At 61.9% G+C, this 15,275-nt stretch carries 15 protein-coding genes and 1 pseudogene; 3 read left to right on the forward strand and 13 right to left on the reverse strand.

What is annotated here, in order from left to right; translation table 11 throughout:
- From L610_RS16095 to L610_RS16150, 12 genes and pseudogenes are all read right to left on the reverse strand, one after another.
- Nucleotides 1–135: pseudogene (locus tag L610_RS16095) on the reverse strand (IS630 family transposase); the annotation flags it as partial.
- 42 nt (nucleotides 136–177) lie between these two features.
- Nucleotides 178–630 carry a hypothetical protein gene (locus L610_RS16100; protein ID WP_144706314.1) on the reverse strand — a complete coding sequence of 151 codons (453 nt, stop codon included), beginning with the start codon at nucleotides 628–630 and terminating at the stop codon, nucleotides 178–180.
- 939 nt (nucleotides 631–1,569) lie between these two features.
- Nucleotides 1,570–2,742, reverse strand: coding sequence for an acyl-CoA dehydrogenase family protein (locus L610_RS16105; RefSeq protein ID WP_144706316.1), 1,173 nt, complete (start codon nucleotides 2,740–2,742; stop codon nucleotides 1,570–1,572).
- A gap of 1 nt (nucleotide 2,743) precedes the next feature.
- Nucleotides 2,744–4,348, reverse strand: coding sequence for a bifunctional 3-(3-hydroxy-phenyl)propionate/3-hydroxycinnamic acid hydroxylase (locus tag L610_RS16110; protein WP_144706318.1), 1,605 nt, complete (start codon nucleotides 4,346–4,348; stop codon nucleotides 2,744–2,746).
- A gap of 47 nt (nucleotides 4,349–4,395) precedes the next feature.
- Nucleotides 4,396–5,019 carry a glutathione S-transferase family protein gene (locus tag L610_RS16115; protein ID WP_144706320.1) on the reverse strand — a complete coding sequence of 208 codons (624 nt, stop codon included), beginning with the start codon at nucleotides 5,017–5,019 and terminating at the stop codon, nucleotides 4,396–4,398.
- A gap of 6 nt (nucleotides 5,020–5,025) precedes the next feature.
- Entirely contained in the window at nucleotides 5,026–6,012 is a 987-nt protein-coding gene (locus L610_RS16120; RefSeq protein ID WP_144706322.1) for an NAD(P)H-quinone oxidoreductase, read from the reverse strand.
- A complete protein-coding gene (locus L610_RS16125; protein ID WP_144706324.1) occupies nucleotides 6,002–7,729 on the reverse strand; it encodes an FAD-dependent monooxygenase in 1,728 nt (575 codons plus the stop codon). Before L610_RS16125 ends, L610_RS16120 begins: the two co-directional genes overlap by 11 nt.
- Nucleotides 7,730–7,851: 122 nt before the next feature.
- Entirely contained in the window at nucleotides 7,852–8,703 is an 852-nt protein-coding gene (locus L610_RS16130) for a fumarylacetoacetate hydrolase family protein (protein ID WP_144706326.1), read from the reverse strand.
- Between the two features lie 41 nt (nucleotides 8,704–8,744).
- Nucleotides 8,745–9,719, reverse strand: coding sequence for a VOC family protein (locus tag L610_RS16135; protein WP_144706328.1), 975 nt, complete (start codon nucleotides 9,717–9,719; stop codon nucleotides 8,745–8,747).
- Between the two features lie 32 nt (nucleotides 9,720–9,751).
- On the reverse strand, nucleotides 9,752–10,756 hold the full coding sequence (locus L610_RS16140) for a TRAP transporter substrate-binding protein (protein WP_144706330.1): 1,005 nt from the start codon (nucleotides 10,754–10,756) through the stop codon (nucleotides 9,752–9,754).
- An 85-nt stretch (nucleotides 10,757–10,841) separates the two neighbouring features.
- On the reverse strand, nucleotides 10,842–12,143 hold the full coding sequence (locus tag L610_RS16145; protein WP_144706332.1) for a TRAP transporter large permease: 1,302 nt from the start codon (nucleotides 12,141–12,143) through the stop codon (nucleotides 10,842–10,844).
- 20 nt (nucleotides 12,144–12,163) lie between these two features.
- Nucleotides 12,164–12,697, reverse strand: coding sequence for a TRAP transporter small permease (locus L610_RS16150; protein ID WP_144706334.1), 534 nt, complete (start codon nucleotides 12,695–12,697; stop codon nucleotides 12,164–12,166).
- Between the two features lie 119 nt (nucleotides 12,698–12,816).
- Here L610_RS16150 and L610_RS16155 point away from each other — a divergent pair, with 119 nt between their 5' ends.
- The gene (locus L610_RS16155; protein ID WP_144706336.1) at nucleotides 12,817–13,671 is read left to right on the forward strand and encodes a helix-turn-helix domain-containing protein; all 855 of its coding nucleotides are present in this window, start codon (nucleotides 12,817–12,819) and stop codon (nucleotides 13,669–13,671) included.
- 39 nt (nucleotides 13,672–13,710) lie between these two features.
- On the opposite strand, the gene L610_RS20260 is transcribed toward L610_RS16155, so the two are convergent.
- Nucleotides 13,711–13,851 (reverse strand): hypothetical protein, encoded by a 141-nt coding sequence (locus L610_RS20260; RefSeq protein WP_186441553.1) that lies wholly within the window; start codon nucleotides 13,849–13,851, stop codon nucleotides 13,711–13,713.
- 56 nt (nucleotides 13,852–13,907) lie between these two features.
- On the opposite strand from L610_RS20260, the gene L610_RS20755 reads away from it, so the two are divergent.
- Together L610_RS20755 and L610_RS16160 are read left to right on the forward strand one after the other, a co-directional pair.
- On the forward strand, nucleotides 13,908–14,039 hold the full coding sequence (locus L610_RS20755; protein ID WP_256366559.1) for a hypothetical protein: 132 nt from the start codon (nucleotides 13,908–13,910) through the stop codon (nucleotides 14,037–14,039).
- A 500-nt stretch (nucleotides 14,040–14,539) separates the two neighbouring features.
- Nucleotides 14,540–15,235, forward strand: coding sequence for a VIT family protein (locus L610_RS16160; RefSeq protein WP_144706338.1), 696 nt, complete (start codon nucleotides 14,540–14,542; stop codon nucleotides 15,233–15,235).
- Nucleotides 15,236–15,275 lie beyond the last annotated feature (40 nt).

Genomic DNA, 15,275 nt, shown 5'->3' on the forward strand with positions numbered 1-15,275 from the left:
GCGCCGCTGCGCATGCCAACGGATCGCCGTCGAAGGCGCAACACCAAACCGGATCGCAGCAGCACGGCAGCTCAACCCGCCATCAACCGCCGCCAAAAGCCGTGAACGCAAATCCATCGAAAGAGGTTGAGCCATCCATGCTGGCCTCCTTCACCAGCACGGATTCTTAATCAGAAATCACGCCCGGCGGGAATCCCCACGCGATTCAAAACGGTCGAAAACCGCTCTAAGGGGTCTGCCTTCACCTACCGCGACTGGCCTGGGGACCTGCGCAGCTTCGCACGCGAGGTGGGTGTCCGGTACGTGGTTGAAGGCGCTGTGCGTCGGGATCGACAGCGTATCCGTCTGACTGCCCGCCTGGTGGATGCCGAAACGGCCCATCAACTTTGGGCTGGGCACGCAGAAGGATCTGCCGACGACATTTTTTCGCTCGAGGACCAGCTTACGGCTGAGGTGGTGGCTGCGGTCGAGCCCAACGTGCGACATGCCGAGATCGGTCGCGCCGAACGAAAGCCGACCAAAAATCTCGGCGCGTATGATCTTTACCTTCGTGCACTCCCGCTGCTCTACCGCTACACGAAGGCCGAATTTGACGAGGCAGAGACCCTGCTTCGTGCAGCCATCGAGCAAGACGGCACCTATTCGGACGCTCTCGCTGCGCTCGCAGACTGCATTGGCCGCATGGCACTAAACGGCTGGAAAGCGGATCGCGAAGCAGCCTTCGCCGAATCTTGCGCTCTGGCCAGGCGGGCGGTTGTCGCCGATCCTAATAACCCGACCACCCTGGCGACCGCCGCTTGGGCCTATGCGATGTTTGCCGGCGAATTCGATCAGTCGATGGACCTTGCCGCGCGAGCGCTCCAGCTGCATCCCAACTCGCACGCCGTCCGTTCCTATTGCGGCTGGGTCTACACCTACGCTGGCGAAAGCGACCGCGCGATCGAGCAGTTTGAAGCGGCACGCAGGCTGAGCCCGGTCGATACGCGCAGCTACTTCCCGTTGCTCGGCATCGCCACCTCACATTTCTTCGCGTGGCGTTTCGATATGACCGCACAGGCCACCCGGTGCATCCTCTGCCAAGTGCCGGAAGACAATATTGCCTGGCGCTATCTGGCTGCTGCATTGGCTCACATGGGCCGTGCGGAAGAGGCGATCGAGGTGATGCGCGACCTGCTCGCCCGTCAGCCGGACTATTCACTTGCAGCGGCCCGCGGCAGCCGCTTCCGTCATGCCTGGATGCTTGATCTCTGGCTCCAGGGATTGCGGAAGGCGGGATTACCGGAACGCTCCTTCCGAGGCCTAGCCTCAGAGGCAAGTCCGCTTGTTAGCGTTTGCGACATGCGACGCACTGGACTGCCAAAAGACTCACTCTCGCGGTCTTCTCAACAGCGCGTTTTTCCATCGGCTGTGATCTTCAGCGAGCCGTCTCAACCCAAACCTGTGTTGCATCCCAGGCGACCTTGTAGGCCTCGCTCGTGCTTGCATCGACTGATGCCAACGGCAAAATTGTTATTTGCACCAGTAATAGTCAAACATGTCCGCTTGCCATCAAGGAACGGGGCGTTTCCGCTAAGCGCCCGCGGTACGCCTGGCGTCACGGACCATGTTCCGGGCGATGACAAGCTGCTGGATCTGCGTTGTCCCTTCGTAGATCCGGAACAGACGCACATCACGATAGAACCGCTTGATGCCGGAGTCCGCTACGTATCCTGCACCGCCGTGAATCTGCACGGCCTTGTCGGCGACGCGGCCGACCATCTCGGACGCAAACATCTTGCAGCACGCAGCTTCCGTCGCAATGGGCTGCCCCGCGTCGAAGCGGCGTGCGGTTTCTTCGATCATGCAGCGCGCGGCGAAGCACTCTGTCCGCATGTCGGCCAGCATCGCCTGGACCAGCTGGAACTCTGCGATAGGCTGACCGAACTGCTTGCGTTCGATCGCGTAGTTGAGGCTGTCGCCGATGAGACGTTCCGCAACACCGACGCAGACGGCACTGATCGTAAGCCGTCCGCGATCAAGCACCTTCATCGCGGTCGCAAAACCCTTCCCGATGTTCTTCTCGCCGCCGATGATCGCGTCGACGGGAACGCGAACGTCCTCGAAGATCACATCGCAGGTATGGGCTCCCTGCTGCCCCATCTTGCGGTCCTTCTTGCCAAGCGTGATCTCCGGCAGATCAGCGTCCACCAGGAAGGCGCTGACGCCCGAAGCAGTGCTCGTATTCGGATCGGTCCGAGCAAAGACTGTGAACACGCCCGCCTGCGGGGCGTTCGTGATGAAGCGCTTCGTCCCGTTGATGACGAAGGAGTCACCGTCGCGGCGTGCGGACGTGCGGAGTGATCCAGCATCGGACCCTGCCTCGGGCTCCGTCAGCGCGAAGGAACCGATGAGTTCGCCGGAGGCCATCCTGGGAAGGTAGCGCTGCTTCTGTTCAGCCGTGCCGTCGAAGATGATCCCCTGGGACCCGATGCCGTTGTTGGTCCCGATCACGGAGCGGAATGCCGGGGACGTCTGGCCCAGCCGGAACAGCACCTGAACCTCTTCCGAAACGTTGAGGCCGAGTCCGCCGAACTCTTCCGGGATTGCCAGGCCGAACAGGCCGAGCTGGCGCATATCCGAAACGATGTCCGCGGGAATCGCATCACTCAGCGCAACCTCTTCCTCGCGCGGCCGCAGTTTCTCCCGGACGAAGCGCGCCACCTGATCGAGGAGCTGCTCAAATGTATCCGCGTCCAGAGCCAAATCACTGCTCCCCGACCTGCTGAAGCTCTTCCGGCGCCCGGACGGCCCCGAACGACGACCTGTAGCGCTGCAGGTCGTCATGCAAGCGTTCAGGCCAGATGGCGGCAGCGCAGTACCGGTCCGGACGCACAAGCAGCACCTGGTCGCGGTGCGTCCTGAGCGGGCGGAAGATCGGATCCGCCCGGTCCGGGGTGTCGTGTTCGTCGAGGTGCACGCGCTGCAACGGCAGTCCCAGATAGTCCTGCGCTCTGAGCGCGTTCAGCGCCTCTCTGGCGGTCACATTCTGGCTGACAAGGCTGAACCCCGGGCCCAGGAGGCTGTCCAGCTGAACAGGTTCGGCCTCCGGCCTCGCCAGTTTCGGCTGAGGAAGCATTTCGCCGACAAGCGATGCTTCCAATTCCTGGCGGTCAAGATCAAGGAACAGGCCGGTCTGATAGCGCGGCCGGGGCTTGAAGCGCATCTGGATCAGGTAGTCGCGAACCATGGGGAACGGCTCGAGCGCCTCAAGAAGTGTGTCCCGGAAGCGGATTTCATCCTCCCCCGCGGGCATCACGAATTTCCCCATCGCCACGGCGATCTGGATCATGTCCCATGCCGGCTTGCGGCGTTCGGCTTCGTAGCTGTCCAATATCGCGTCGCTGGCGCCGCCCCTGACGCAAGCGGCGACCTTCCAGGCGACGTTGTGAGCGTCGCGCAGCCCGGCATTCATACCCTGACCGGCAAAGGGAGGCGTCAGGTGCGCAGCGTCGCCCAAGAGCACCACCCTGCCGCCACGCAGGCGATCCGCCATCCTCGCATGGAAGGTGTAGACGGTTTTCCGGATGACATCGGCTTCGTTGAAGGATCGGTGCCCTTCCAAAAGTTTCGCGAGGAACGACGACTGCAGAACCTCTTCGCGCGTTTCGCCGGGCAGCAGCATGAACTCGTAGCGGCGCCCTGTGCGCGGAGCCGGGACACTGACAGCGGGCCGACGTCCGCTGCAGAAGAATTTGGAATAGCGGCTGTCATCTGGATCGTTCGTCATGTCGACGACGATCCAGTCCTGATCGTAGGTGCTGCCGCTCATCGCGATGCCCAGCCGCTCGCGGGTCGGGCTCTTGCCGCCGTCACAAGCCAGCACCCACTCGCAGGCGATCGAGTGCAGTTCTCCCTCCGCATCCCGGACCCGCACTTCCGCCCCGATGAAGTTCGATGTGGTTTCAACGACCTCTGAGGCGAAATAGAGCGAGCCGGGCGCGGCACTTGCCAGCGCTTCAGCCAGGGCTTCCTCCAGCTCCGGCTGGAAGATGAAGTGGCGCTTTGGAAACCCGTAGGTTTCCATGCCCGACCCCGTCTGTGCAAAGCAGCGACCCGCGTCATCGTAGTAGCGCGACCCGACGCCGACGACGGCCTCCTTCACGTAGGTCTTGTCGAGGCCGAAGACCTGAAGGGTGCGAGCCCCTTCATCGTCCAAAACGATCGCACGCGGCAGCCCCATGGGCCGCGGCTGCTTTTCAAGGACGATCGCGTCCACGCCATAGCGGGCAAGCAAATTCGCGGTCGTAAGTCCGGTAGGCCCGGCACCGACGACCACCACGGAAACCTTCTCAGGATATTTTCGCGTCATCGCTCTCACGAACCGGTTGGGTCTGTCAGTTGCCGCGCATCCTTGCCTCAGGTGAGCCCCTCGACCTGAAGAATGTGTTCGGCGGCGGGGCGCGTCCGCAGGCGGGCAAAATAGGCCGCGCAGTTCTGCGGAACGTCGAGCTTGACGCGCTCGCATGCCCAGAAGAGCACGTAGAACAAGGCAGCGTCAGCTATGGTAAGCCGATCGCCATAGGCAAACTTGCCATCACCAATGGTCGCCGAGATCCGCTCGAAGGCTTTCTGGACGATTTCCCTGCCGGTCTGCTGAACGAGCGGATGATCCTCCTCGCGCGCCGTGAACTTGGCGGGGCGGAAGATGCGGCTGAACCCTTGCATGTGAATGGTGCTGACGGCGAAGTCGATGATTTCGAGGACCCGCGTCTGGCCCTCGATATCCTCGGGCAGGAGGTTCTTGTCAGGGTGCGCCTTGGCCAGCCAGTAGGCGATCGCCGGAAATTCGGTGATCACAGTGCCATCCTCGCGCTCGAGCACCGGTACCTTGGACTTGGGATTCTTGCTGACGAACTCGGGAGAAAACTGCTCCCCCTCCCGGATATTGATGCGTACCGCGCGGTACGGAACGCCCATTTCCTCCAGCAGGAAGTGCATGCCGACCGAACAGGCCGCAGGAGCATAGTAAAGCGTGTACATTCTCGATTAGTCCTCCCGCACCGTTAGTACGATTTTGCCAATGTGCCTGTTTCTCTCCATTTCCTCGTGCGCTTTGGCGGTGTCGCGAAGCGGGAATCTCGAGGAAATGGTGGGCCGGATTTCCTTCCCAAGGAGCGGCCAAACCCGCTCTCTGATCTCAGAGGCAACAGTCTCCTTCATCGGCAGCGGCAACGGGCGCAAAAGCGAACCTGTCAATCTGATCCGCTTGGCCATGATCTTCTGAAGAGGGACCTGGAGAAGCTTTCCGCCGCCGCCGGACAAATGCGCGATCCTTCCGTCCGGAGCCATCATCTCGAGATCCTGCTCGAAATGGGCTCCTGCCGACATGTCGAGCAGCGCACCGATGCCTTGATTGCCCGTCGCATGACGGACCTTTGAAGCGAGATCCGGGTCGTCATAACGGAGCGCAAAATGCGCGCCGTAACCGAGTGCGGCTGCGACCTTCTCATCCGTGCCGCAGGTTGCGACGACGCGGAAGCCGAGTGCCGACAGCATTTGCAGCGCGATGTGCCCGACGCCGCTGGTGCCGCCATGAACCAGCGCGAATTCGTTCTTCTGAAGCTGCATGAGCCCGAAGAAATTCCACCAGCTCGTGAAAAGCGCCTCAGGCAGCGCCGCGGCCTCATCGTCGTCCAGCAGGTCCGGCACAGCAAAGGTCAGTGAAGTCGCGGCGACGACGTATTCGCCATAGCCGCCACCCTGCACAAGAGCCATCACCCGGTCCCCGGGGCGGAAGTGCGAGCTGTCGGCAGTTTCGACGACGGTGCCGGATACTTCAAGACCTGGCACCGGATTGCCGTCATGGATGGTACCTGACGCGCGCTGGTTGCAGTCATGGCGGTTGACGCCCGCAGACGAGACGCGGATCAACACTTCCCCGGGCTTCGGCATTGGGATCGGCGCTGACGCCGCTTGCAGCACCGACGGATCGCCCGCGCCGGTGATCTTGATGACCGTCTGCTTAGTGGACATTGGCGCACTTCCGCTCATGGTCGACGAAGCTGCTATCTGCATGTCCGACCGCGCTCAGCAGCGCGGCTTGGATCTCTGCGGCTTCACCGCCGGATGCAGAGCGCCAGGCAACGTGCCCGTCCGGCCGCACCAGGACAGCGCCCTCGCGGCCGATGCCGTAGAGCTCGATCCATTCCGGGTCCTCGGCAACAAGATCGTCATGTCCCGGAGCTACGATGTTCCCCTTCACTCCAAGGCGCTCACAGGCAACGCGGAACGGGTTGATCCACCTGGAACCGGCGTCGGCGCAGACCAGGGTGAAACCGTCATAGGAGAACAGGTCGATCGTCGAGACGCGTTCACCGCTTCGGCTGAACCACGCATGTGGTGCGCGCTGGCCCGGCCGCGCTGACGGCGTATAGGTTTCGACATCGAAGGGAACTTCAGGGCTCCCGTCCGGCACTACGAGGCGGGAGCTGTAGGCGTAGCCGAAGGTCTGCCCCGGATAATCAAAATGCGCGCGCTGGGCGGGGATAGCCGCGGCGAGACGCTGGCGCACCTCATACCCCTCGGGCTTGTCGATGATGGAGCTGACCTCGGGATCCAGTGCGAGGATCCCGGAAAGTCCCGCATCTGCCATCTTTTTCGCGTTCCGGGCGCTTTGCTGGACGTTGAAGGTGGCAACCGGCAGGCGCTCTCCCTCATAGCTTTCCAGAAGAGATTCCGGCGCAACGCCGCGCAGGACGAGGGAAATCTTCCAGACCAGATTGTGGACGTCAGCAATACCGGTGTTCATTCCCTGTCCGCCGGTGGGCGGCAATGGGTGGGCCGCATCTCCCGCTATGAAAACCCTGCCGACCTGCAGCTTGTTGGCGACGCGAGCCTGCATGCGCCACGGCATCACGCTCTTGATTTGGACCGGTATGTCCGGCGCACCGATCGCCGCGAGGACGATCTCGCGGCACCGGTCGACGGTGTAAGTCGCGCGGTCTTCTCCTTCCGGATACGGGAAGTTGTAGGTCCAGCGCTGCAGCCCATCGAGCGAGATCAGGACGCCCGTGGTAACGGAATTGTAGATCCACCACAGGAGATACGGGCGGTCTTCTACGTACTTCCAAAGATCGGCGTGGAAGTAGACGCCGATCTGCTGCCCCATCGAGCCGCCTGTCATCTCGATGCCAACCGCATCTCTCGTGAAGCTGCGTGATCCATCGGCACCGATGAGGTACTTCGCGGTCGTAACGCCCTTCGCGCCGTCCGGTTGCTGCCAGGAAATCTCCACGCCTTGCGAGGCTTGCGCAATCGCTGTGACCTCAGTTTCGAAGTTGAGTTCAACGGAAGAGAAGCGCCGTGCGCCTGACAGAAGGACCGGCTCCAGCATGTCCTGAGGACACGACCGCTTCAACACCGGGCTGATCGCGGTTTCGCGCTCGTCGGGGCCATGATCGCCACGGGTACGAATGTGCCCGATTTCCTCGCCCGCCAAGCTCACGACGAAGCCGATTCCTGCATGCCGTTCCACCGGCAGCGAAGCCGCGTTTACAGCCTCCTCAAGGCCGAGCGTGCGGAGAATCTCCATCACGCGGGCGTTCACGACATGGCCCCTAGGATGGAAAGAAGTGGTGCGCTGGCGTTCAAACAGCGCACATGAAATACCTAGCTGCCCGAGAAGATTTGCTGCGGTGAGACCAACCGGCCCCCCTCCAATAATGGCAACATCGACTTGAGATTTAGGCATGACTCTTCTCCTGTTCCCCACCGTGTGAGGGCAGCGAACTTTCAGATGAATGCGCGGGTGTGTCCGCTTAGTTCATTGCAGTCCCGAACGGAAAAGCGGTTCCCGCTTTTCCGGGAACTGCTTTAGGACTCGGCTTGAACCGGATTGGTCAAAGTACCGAGACCGGTGATTTCCACTTCAACCGTGTCGCCGGTTTTCATGAAAAGCTTCGGCTCGCGGAACAATCCCACGCCGCTCGGCGTGCCGGTCGCGATGACATCGCCGGGTAGCAGTTCGGTTATGGTCGAGAGATACGCGATCAGCTCCGGGATCTTGAAGGCCAGATCGCCCGTCGAGGTGTTCTGGACTTCCTGACCGTTGAGCCGCGTCACCAACGTCAGGGCTTCGGGGTCAGGGACTTCATCCGTCGTTACGAGGTACGGTCCCATCGAACCGGTACGGTCGAAGTTCTTTCCGGCCCAGAACTGCGTGGTATGGCGCTGGAAATCGCGGATCGAACCGTCGTTGAAGCAGCAGTACCCTGCGACGTGCTTCAGGGCATCCTGTTCCGAAATCGCGCGCCCTGCCTTGCCGATGACGACAGCCAGTTCGCCTTCATAATCGAACCAGCTGGACACCTTCGGGCAGATCAGCGGTTCATTCTGGCCGACGATCGAGGACGGATACCGCGTGAAGATCGAAGGGTGCGATGGCTTTTCCCGGCCAGTCTCGGCGATATGGCCCATGTAGTTCAGGCCTATGCAGATGATCTTGTCCGGATTGGTGATCGGCGGAAGGAGACGGACCGTGGCCGGATCAACCGGAGAACTCGAGTTTGCGGCCGCGGCCAGCTCACCCAGGGCGCCGGATGCCAGCACGGCCCGAAGCGTCGAGTACCTGGCGCGGAGAGCGGCCCCCGCGTCGGCGATGCCGGACTCGTTGACGATGCCATAGGACGCCGTGCCATCGGCGAGCAGATAGGATGCGAGTTTCATTTTTTATGCCTTGCGATTTCGGGGGTGGTGGCGCGTGCGCGTCATTCGTGATTGATGACGCTGTCCAGCCACGCACAATTGGGATTGGGTGCACGCCGTCCACGACGCGCCGTGTCGAGAGCCATCTCCCTCAGGCGGCGTCGGGTGGGATCGTCCTCCGGCAGGTAAAGACGATCATGGCCCCAGAGGCTGGGTCCGTCGGTCGTTTCGTGAGGGACCCAGGTCTCGGGATCAATCGGCGGCGATCCCCAACCATACTCCACGAAGAAGCCTGACGGGCTGTTTGCGTAGAAGCTCATTATTGGGTCGTTGGCGTGCCGCCCAAGGGTGTAGGCGACACGACCTTTTTCTTCGAGCGCCAGGTCGTACCCCTGCCCAACGTCGTCCATGGACAGCAGCTCCACCATGAAATGGTGCAGGCCCCTGCGGCCCGAACCAACGATCGCGAAACTGTGGTGACGCTGGTTCACATGGAAGAAGTAGAGAGGATACGGCTTCAGGCCGTAGTCCGAGACGCGGAAACCGAGCAGGTCCCGGTAGAACCAGAGCAGGCGATCGACGTTCTCGGTATGAAGAACGGCATGACCCATTCCCATCGGCCCGGTCTTGAAACCGGAGATCGGACGGCTCGGCTGGAACGTCTCCTCATCAACATGAGGCCCGCTGAAGAGCTCGATGTAGTTACCGTCTGGATCGGAGAAGCTGATCAACCGGCTCACGTGACGCTCGTCGGCCAGTCCTGAGCCTTCGAGCTTCACCGGGATGTCGGCATTCTCCAGCCGCGACGCCATCGCATCGAGGGCCTCAGGAGATTCGACTTCCCACCCGAGGAAATCCAGACCTTCGGGACCTGCACCGGTTACGACCAGACGCTGCTTGCGGTCGTCCATGCGAAAAGCCCTCACCGAGCCTCCCCTGTCGACCTGCTGCATCCCGAGAATGCCGGTTGCAAATTGCCCCCAGTCTTCAGTCTTCGTGGACCGAATTCCGATGTAGCCTAGCGCGCTGATAGACATGTGCAGCGTCCCTCTGAAGGTTTTTCCGGACGTTACTTGGCGCCCTCGACGGCCTGGAGCGCCTTGCCGAAGGCGTCGTAGATGGCCTGGCCGTTGTCGTGGGCCGCAATCCACTTTTCGGTTGCCGGGGCGACCGCCGCCTTCCACGCCTCAACCGCCGCCTCATCCGGCTCGACCACCTGCGGCTTGTAATTCGCTTCGATGCGCTCGCGGGCGGCCGCCACGTAGGCGTCAAACTCCTTGCCGAAGTAGTCTGAGAACGTCTCACCCGAGAACTGGTCGATCGCTTCGCGCGCTTCGGCGGGCAGAGCTTCGTAACGGGCCTTGTTCATCAGCACGAGCATTGGCGTCGCGCCAAGGAGTGCGGTGTTGTAGTGGGTCAGCACCTCGTCGGCATTGAACGTCTCGGACGCGCTCCACTCGATCAGCGAGCCACTGATAAGGCCGCGGCTGATGCTCTCGGCAAGGGTTGCTGCGGTAATGCCGCCAATGGGAACCGCGCCAAGCGCCTCGAGAACGGCAAGCTGGGTCGGTCCGGGCGCACGCATCTTCAGGCCCGACAGATCCTTCGGCTCGTTGATCTCCTTGGTCGCGCCGATGAAGGCCGGGGTGGACACGCACACGCAGAGCAGCTTGAACTTCTCGTAGTCGCCCTTGAAGTGCCCGTCCTCGACCATCTTCCACATGGCGAGCGAGCCCTTGTGCGACTCGGTGACCATGAAGGGCAGTTCAGCGACGGTGCCTTCATCGAACCGGCCAGGAGTATATCCCGGAATGACCCAGGCAATATCAGCCACGCCGTCCTCGACGAGTTTCAGCTGCTGGGCGGGGCTGCGCCCCAAGGTGCCGCCAGCGAACATCTGGATTTCCAGAGTGCCTTTCGACGCGGCCGCAACCTTCTCAGCCCACGGAGCCAGTATTTTCGACGTCACATAGGCCGCCGGCGGCTCGAAGCTGGAAAAACGCAGTGTTTCAGCAAAGGTCGTTCCGCTCCACACCGAAGCAAGAAGGACACCAAGCGCGAGTATTCTCTTCATGAGCACCTCCCAATGACTCAACTTTATAATCAACGACCCTTCCCGGCTGCTCGAAACTCGAGCTTGTCCGCGATGCGGACACCGCTTAGCGCATAACTGCGGGCAGCCAGAGGGTGAGTGCAGGAAACAGGACGAGGATCGCCAGCCGCACGAGATCGGCGCAAACGAACGGCATGACGCCGCGGTAGATCGTCCCCAGCTTGACGTCCGGGTACATCGAATTGAGCAGCATCACGTTGATGCCGATCGGCGGCATCAGCATCCCGATGCCAATGACCATCACGTTGATAACGCCCCACCAGACGGGGTCGTAGCCGAAGTGCACGATGACCGGCAGGACGAATGGCAGCGTGATCACGAGGGACGCGACTTCATCAAAGAACGCCCCGAGAATGATGTAGACGATGATGAACGCAAAGATGATGAGCGTCGGCGGAACGTCCAGGCTGCCGATCGCCCCCACCAGAAAAGTCGCGCCACCGGTGACCGCGATGAAGTAAGAGAACACGGTGGCGCCAAAGATCATGATGTAGATCATCGCCGTGGACGCGCTGGCTTCCGCGAGCGCACCAAGGAAGTTGCGCACCGTCAGCGCACCCCGAAACAGCGCGAACAGGAACGCCAGCAGCACGCCGACGGCTGCGGCTTCATTTACGGTGAAAACGCCGCTGTAGATACCGCCAAGCACGGCGATAGCCAGTAGCAGCGGCCGCCAGCCGGCAGCAATTCCCTTCAGCCGCTCGCTCAGCGGCACGGCCTCACCGCGAGGCGCAAGATCGGGTTTGAACCAGACCGTGAGCCTGATCGCGACGATGTAGGATACGACCGTCAGGATGGCGGGAATGACGGACGCCGTGAAGAGCGTGAGGACGGACTCTTCCGTCAGCACGCAATATAGGATCATGATGCTCGAGGGCGGAACGATGATGCCGAGCGTGCCTCCTGCGGCCACCGCGCCCGCTGCGATGTCCGGAGAGTAGCCGCGGCGCATCATTTCCGGCAGCGCCACGCGCCCGAACGTGGCGGTGGTCGCCACGCCGGAACCGCAGACCGCCCCAAAACCGCCGCTCGCGACGACCGTCGTCGTCGCGAGCCCGCCGCGGCTGCGGCCGACCAGCTTCGAAGCCATGTCGTAGATGTCGGTAGCGAGCCCTCCGACTGAGGCGAGGCTGCCCATCAGCATGAACAGGGGAACGACGGCCAGATCGAGGTTGGCCATGGTTGATGCCGGTTCGCTGGCCATGAGGGACAACGCCGGCCCCCATCCTGCAATCTGGGCGAAGCCCACCATTCCAACCAGAGCCATCGCCACGCCGATCGGCACATGAATGGCGATCAGCCCCAGCATGACGACTGTTCCGACAAGCGCGAGTGTCAGCAGATCCATGGGATTTCCGTTCCGGAGAATTAGATCAGCGACGGGTCGTCGTTGACGACCTCATCGGGGACGGCCTGTGGCGAGAGCAGTGCCAGAAGGTCGGTAAGAGTGACGATCAGCTGGGCGAACGCGCCGAAGATCAGCATGACGCTCGCAAACGCCCACCAGGGCCAGACCGGCAACGCAAGCACCCACGTCCGCTCTCCGGAGATGCGCATGCTCTCCGCGTAATGCACCATTTGCCAGGCGATGATGGCGACGAAGACGAGCGTCAGGATGCTCGCCAGCGTGTCAAAAAAGCGTGCGGCACGCGCAGGGAGCAAGCCTCCCAGGATCTCCACTTTTAGATTTTGCTTCAAGGAGAGGTTCGCCGGAATACAGGCAGCGATCACAGCTGCCATCACAATGGCGCTGACATCGTTGACGCCGGCAATCGGACTGTTGAAGAGCCATCGCAGGAACACGTCAGCGCCGGTCATCACGGCAAGCACGAACAGCCCGCAAAATCCGATCAGCGCAAACAATCGGGCGGCAGAAACGGTCCACCGGCGAATCTTCTGCATGTATCCTCCCCTGCCTGGAGCTGCATTACCCCCAAGCGGGATCGATCTTTACAAGGCGAAGATTGCCGTGCAACGTCGCCCCGGAAAATGCCCGCATTGCGGACAAGTGGAGGAGACGGATGGCCCGGGACAACCAGATCAATTCCCTGAAGAAGGGCTTTCAGGTTCTTCAGATCATCAATCAGAAGGTTGGTCTCAAAGCGGCGGAAATTGGTCAGATCGCGCGGATGCCGCGGCCAACGGTCTACCGAATACTGGAAACGCTTGAGGAACTCGGCTTCGTTGCCCAGGACCGCTCAAGCGGCCTGTGGCGGGTTACGCTGCACGCAAAGTCCTTGAGCTCTGGCTTCCGGCAGGCAGACTGGATCGTTCAGGCGGCTGTGCCGCAAATGGTGAGCCTGGGCCGGCGTATCCTGTGGCCGCTGGATCTGGTGACGTTCAGCAACGACAGCATGGTCATCCGCGAATCGACGCACGACTTCAGCCCCTATTCCGTCAACCATGGAATGGTGGGGCTTCACCTTCCGATTCTCGATACAGCCGGAGGCCGCGCCTATCTGAGCTTCACGAGCGACTGTGAGCGGGATCAGATCCTTCAGGCGCTGGAAACGAACCAAGGCGCGAACGGCCCGTTGATGACCGCCGACGGACCGCTCGATGAAGTGATGAAAAGGTGCCGGGAACTTGGTGTCGGATATCGGGCCAATGGCTTCCGGTCAGAAACCGCAAGCCTCTCGGCGGCGATCCGTCACGGCGACAGGATCATGGCCTGCCTCACCCTCATCTATTTCAAGTCGGCGATGAGTCTCTCGAAGGCGGTTGAGCAGTACCGCGACGAACTCCTCTCGACCGTCGGTGAGATCGAGAGGATGCTGCCCCAGTTCGAACTTGAACTGCGAGCTGTGGATGCGGACATACCAACGGAAGGCTCGGGCCCGCGCTCGACAACCGTTCCGCAAATACCACTGGCCTAGCGGCGACCGGCTGTTCTCGGGCACCATCTGCCCTCCCGGTTACACCGCGCGCAAGGTCCTGATCGGCTTGCCCGGGGTGAGCGCTTCGGCTGCCTGGATGATGCCGCGGGAGTCGATTCCGTAGTGGCGGTAGAGCTCGGCGATCGAGCCGGTCTGGCCAAAGTGTCCGCCGCCCGGCAAGCGGGTGCGGTGACCATGGACGGAGCCAAGCCAACCGCAATCCGCTTGATGCCAAGTTGATCGCGAAGCTCGACCAGGTCAGCCTGACGCGCCGGGGACGCATCGTCGGGAAAGGAGCTGCACAGATAGCCGAAGCGCGATGGCGCTATGATCTGAAAGCCGCCCTCGCGCAGTTGGTGCGCAATTAGAAGTCCCTGGTCGAACCCGCCGTCCCGTGCCGTTGATCATTATGAGCGGACGTCCCTGCCCCGCTATCGCATACTCGAGCGTGCCAGCACCGGTGTCGATGGTGCTGCTGCGACGGTGAAGTTTCAATTCGGCAACTGTCATCGAAGCCTCAAACGCTCCAGCGGTCCATGCGAGCTCCTGCAACGGCTAATCCCCCTGCCCCGGCAATAGCCGCTCGGCGAGTAATCATGGGGGCGAGTTGACAAGTGCATTGGCTGCCCCCCCCCGCGCCGCATCAGAGCAAGGGAATGCGCGGAGAAGCCTATCGTCGAACACTGTGAATTGACGCATGATAAATCTTCGCCCTGCAGTTCATGATACGGCGTCATCTTGGTGGCCTGGCAATGAGATCCGGCAATTCCAGGAACCAGCCGCTGCACAAGTTGATCCGGACCCTATAACCCTGTGTCAAACCTGTCTGTCGCAGCGACAGCATCGACGGCACCTTTGGGAGACAAGCATGAGCAGGCAGCACAAGGAAAACCACCTCGTCTCGCGCATCGGATGGTTACGCGCGGCAGTGCTCGGCGCAAATGACGGCATCGTTTCGACGGCAAGCCTGATCGTCGGCGTTGCCTCCGCCGCGCAGGGAGCCTCCGACATCATCGTGGCGGGTGTCGCTGGGCTCGTGGCCGGGGCCATGTCAATGGCGGCGGGTGAATACGTGTCGGTGAGCTCGCAGTCAGACACGGAGCAGGCCGACCTTGTCCGCGAACGCATGGAGCTGGAAACGCAGCCCGAGTTCGAGCGGGAAGAACTCGCACAGATCTACGTCCAGCGCGGACTATCGCCGGAGCTTGCGGCGCAGGTCGCCGATCAGCTGATGGCGAAGGATGCGCTCGAGGCGCATGCGCGGGACGAGCTTGGGCTTTCGGAGACGACAACCGCACGTCCGGTCCAGGCAGCTCTGACGTCAGCGGCGACGTTCTCTGCCGGGGCGGCGATGCCACTGCTGGCCGCGGTCCTTGCGCCTGCCGGCACACAGGTGTGGGTGACGTCGATCGCCTCGCTTGTGTTCCTCGCCGTTCTCGGCGCGATCGGGGCATGGGCGGGTGGTGCGAATGTATTGCGGGCGACATGGCGGGTCACGTTCTGGGGTGCGCTGGCCATGGCAATCACCGCCGGAATCGGCGGGCTGGTCGGCCAGGCGGTGTAGCCGTGGCATCGGACTGTCGATCGTGGCGACCATCGCGAAC

The organism is Aminobacter sp. J44, from assembly GCF_007829415.1.
In the GTDB taxonomy this organism is placed as follows: Bacteria; Pseudomonadota; Alphaproteobacteria; order Rhizobiales; family Rhizobiaceae; genus Aerobium.